The 2,979-nt window shown below is 69.2% G+C and carries 2 protein-coding genes; both read right to left on the reverse strand.

Annotated features, from left to right (window positions below):
- Window positions 1-138 precede the first annotated feature (138 nt).
- On the reverse strand, window positions 139-1,470 hold the full coding sequence (tig, locus tag VDQ18_RS23365) for a trigger factor (protein ID WP_323023253.1): 1,332 nt from the start codon (window positions 1,468-1,470) through the stop codon (window positions 139-141).
- Between the two features lie 138 nt (window positions 1,471-1,608).
- Window positions 1,609-2,799: an NADH:flavin oxidoreductase/NADH oxidase gene (locus VDQ18_RS23370; RefSeq protein WP_323023254.1), complete on the reverse strand. Its 1,191-nt coding sequence runs from the start codon at window positions 2,797-2,799 to the stop codon at window positions 1,609-1,611.
- Window positions 2,800-2,979 lie beyond the last annotated feature (180 nt).

Below are 2,979 nucleotides of genomic sequence, written 5' to 3' on the forward strand. Positions count from 1 at the left end.
ACGCCGCGCCGCTGGTCGCCCGAGGCGCCCGCGACAGCGGGCAACGAGGGCGAAACCCCTCCCCCGTCTTGGGCCATGAGAAAACCCCCGCACCTTGCGGTACGGGGGTCACTCATTCGCTCAGCGGGTCAGAAAGCCTCAGGCTTCCTCTTCCAGCTTGTCCAGCGCCGCTTTCAGGTCGTCTTTCGAGACTTCCTTCTCGCTGACCGAGGCCTTGCCGAGGATCATGTCCACGACCTTGTCCTCGAAGAGCGGCGCGCGCAGCTGCTGCTGCATCTGCGGGTTCTTCTGCACGAATTCGAAGAATTCGCGCTCCTGGCCCGGGTATTGGCGGGCCTGCGCCAGGATCGCCTGGGTCATCTCGGCGTCCGAGACCGTCACCTCGGCCTTGCGGCCGACTTCGGCCAGCAGAAGGCCCAGCTTCACGCGGCGCACGGCGAGCTTGCGGTGCTCGTCGGTGGTCTCGATCGAGCCGTGGTTGTGGTCGTTGACATGCGGGTTCTCATCATGCCAGAGCTGGTGGGCGATCTGGCTGGCCTCGGCCTCGACCAGGCCCTCGGGCAGGTCGAACGAGACGCTGCTGTCCAGCTGGTCCAGCAGGCCGCGCTTGACCACCGCGCGGGCGGCCTGCGCGTATTCGCCTTCCAGGCCTTCGCGGATCTGGCCTTTCAGCGCCTCGAGCGATTCGGCGCCGAATTTCGCCGCCAGCTCGTCATTGAGTTCCGCCGCGGCCGGGGCTTTGACGCCCTTGATCACGCAGGCGAAGACCGCTTCCTTGCCGGCCAGATGCTCGGCGCCGTAGTTTTCCGGGAAGGTGACGGTGACGTCTTTCTCTTCACCGGCCTTGGTGCCGACCAGCTGGTCCTCGAAGCCCGGGATGAACTGGCCCGAGCCCAGCACCAGCGGGTAATCCTGCGCAGCACCACCGTCGAAGGCCTCGCCGTCCACACGCCCGGTGAAATCGAAGGTCACCTGGTCGCCGTTCTCGGCCGCGCCGTCCTTGTCCTCGAAGCTCTGCGCCTGCTTGGCGAGGTTGGCCAGCGCCTCGTCCACCGCCGATTCATCGGCCTTCACCACCAGACGCTCCAGCGTGATGCCGGAGAAATCGGGTTCGGCGATCTCGGGCAGGGCCTCGTAGCTCAGCTCGACCACGACGTCGTCGCCCTCTTTCCAGGTCTCGCCGTCCTTCATCTCGACCTTCGGCTGCATCGCCGGACGGTCGCCCGAGGCGTCGAAGTGGTTCTGCATGGCGCCGTCGACGGCTTCCTGCATCGCTTCGCCCATCAGGCGCGGGCCGAATTGCTTTTTCAGCATCGCCATCGGCACCTTGCCCTTGCGGAAGCCCTTCAGCTCGACTTCGGGCTGGGCCTCGCGCAGCTTCTCGTCCACCTTGGCGGCCAGATCGGCGGCCGGGATGGTGATCGTGTAGCCGCGCTTCAGACCGTCGTTCAGGGTCTCGGTGACTTGCATTCGTGTCCTCGCATAAGCTGACAGGCCGCCCGGACGGCGGCCTGAAGAAATCTGCGCCTTCCTAGAGCGGGCGTGGAGGCGGATCAACCCTGAATCCGCAGGCCCGGCGGGGCGGCGCGCTGCCGCGGCGCGGCATCGTCAGCCCTTCGCGGGCCCGGGCCGGTCCCAGCCCGCGCCGCTCGGCCGGTCGGCCTGCCGGGTGCTGTCCGGGACCGCCGCCCCGGGGTGGACCCGGGCGAAACCGGTCCAGTTGTTGGGCCGGGCGCGGACGTATTGCGGCGGATAGGCCAGGTCCACGCCCAGCGCCGCCGCCGCGTGCCAGCCCCAGCGCGGATCGTCCAGAAAGCCGCGGGCCAGCGCCACCATATCGGCCTGCCCTGCCGCCAGGATCGCCTCGGCCTGGGCCGCGTCGAGGATCATGCCGACGGCGCAGGTCGGAAGTCCCGTCTCCTGCCTGACCCGCTCGGCGAAACAGACCTGATGGCCGGGGGTCGCCTTCGGGATCTGCGCGTCGGGCACCAGATTGCCCGCCGACATCGTCACGTAATCGACGCCCAGCGCCTTGAGCGCACGGGCGAAATCCACCGCATCCTCCAGCGTCAGCCCCTCGGGGTGCCAGTCCGTGCTGCTGACCCGGACGCCGAACGCGCGGCCTTCGGGGATCACCGCCCGCATCGCCGCCGCCGCCGCCAGCGGAAAGCGCATGCGGTTCGCGGCCGAGCCGCCCCAGGCATCACTCCGCAGATTGGTCCGGGGCGAGAGGAATTGATGCAGCAGATAGCCATGGGCGGCGTGGAGTTCGATCACCTCGAACCCGGCGCGCACCGCCCGCTCGGCCGAGGCAGCGAAGGCCGCGACAAGCGCCTCGATGCCTTCGGCACTCAGCGCCTCGGGCGTGGCCCAGCTGTCGTCATAAGGCAGCGCCGAGGGGCCCTTGGTCGGCCAGGCGCCCTCGTCCTCGGGCAGGGATTCGCCGCGCCCCCGGTCCCAGATCGAGCGCGCCGAACCGCGCCGCCCGGCATGGCCCAGCTGGATGCCGATCCGCGCCGGCGAGAGCGCGCGCAGCCGGGTCACCAGCCCGGCCAGTGCCGCCTCCTGCGCGTCGGTCTCCAAGGCGAGGCAGCCGTGGGTGATACGCCCCGCCGCCTCGACCGCCGTCGCTTCGAGCATGACGAGCCCGGCGCCCGACAGCATCAGCCCGCCCAGATGCACCAGATGCCAGTCCTGGGCCAGACCGTCGACGGCGCTGTACTGGCACATGGGCGAAACCTGCAGGCGGTTCGGCAGGGTGAGACCGCCCAGGGTCAGAGGCGAGAACAGATGCGACATGATTTCCTCCCGGCGGCGTCATGCCGCGCCCCCGTGTCAGGCGAGGGCTCACAGAAGAAAGCCGCGCGCCCGGGGACGGCAAGCCCGGCGGGGCAAATTCACATGGATGGAAAGCCGGGACGGGATGGTGCGGGTGAAGGGACTCGAACCCCCACGCCAAAGGCGCCAGAACCTAAATCT

This window comes from Pararhodobacter sp. (assembly GCF_034676075.1).
Classification (GTDB): domain Bacteria; phylum Pseudomonadota; class Alphaproteobacteria; order Rhodobacterales; family Rhodobacteraceae; genus Pararhodobacter.